This window comes from Fulvivirga sp. M361 (assembly GCF_007097395.1).
Lineage (GTDB): Bacteria > Bacteroidota > Bacteroidia > Cytophagales > Cyclobacteriaceae > Fulvivirga.
This window is the reverse complement of record NZ_VKDC01000140.1, coordinates 1-249: the sequence shown is the minus strand read 5'-3', so window position 1 is coordinate 249 and position 249 is coordinate 1. Positions and strand designations below refer to the sequence as shown.

Annotated in this window: 1 protein-coding gene; it reads left to right on the top strand. The window is 50.6% G+C overall.

Features of this window, described 5'->3' with window-relative positions:
* Nucleotides 1-249: hypothetical protein (locus FNH22_RS32330; protein ID WP_185154543.1), on the top strand; the 249-nt coding region annotated here is incomplete at both ends.

Genomic DNA, 249 nt, shown 5'->3' with positions numbered 1-249 from the left:
CGATGTCGATCACGAATACGGTTCCTGCTTTATGCAGTGGTTCCTCGACGTCGATCACATTGAACAGTGCAGTTACGGGCAGTTTGATGCGTTTGACGGGTGTGAGTGGCACTGCGGGAGTGACTGGTTTTAGCAGTGTTGGATTGACCTTTGTGGATGGAGATGTGATCAGCGATGTATTGGCGAATAGCACGAGCAGTCCAGTTACGCTGACGTATAGCTTTGAGGTGAGTGATGGTTCAGGCTGTG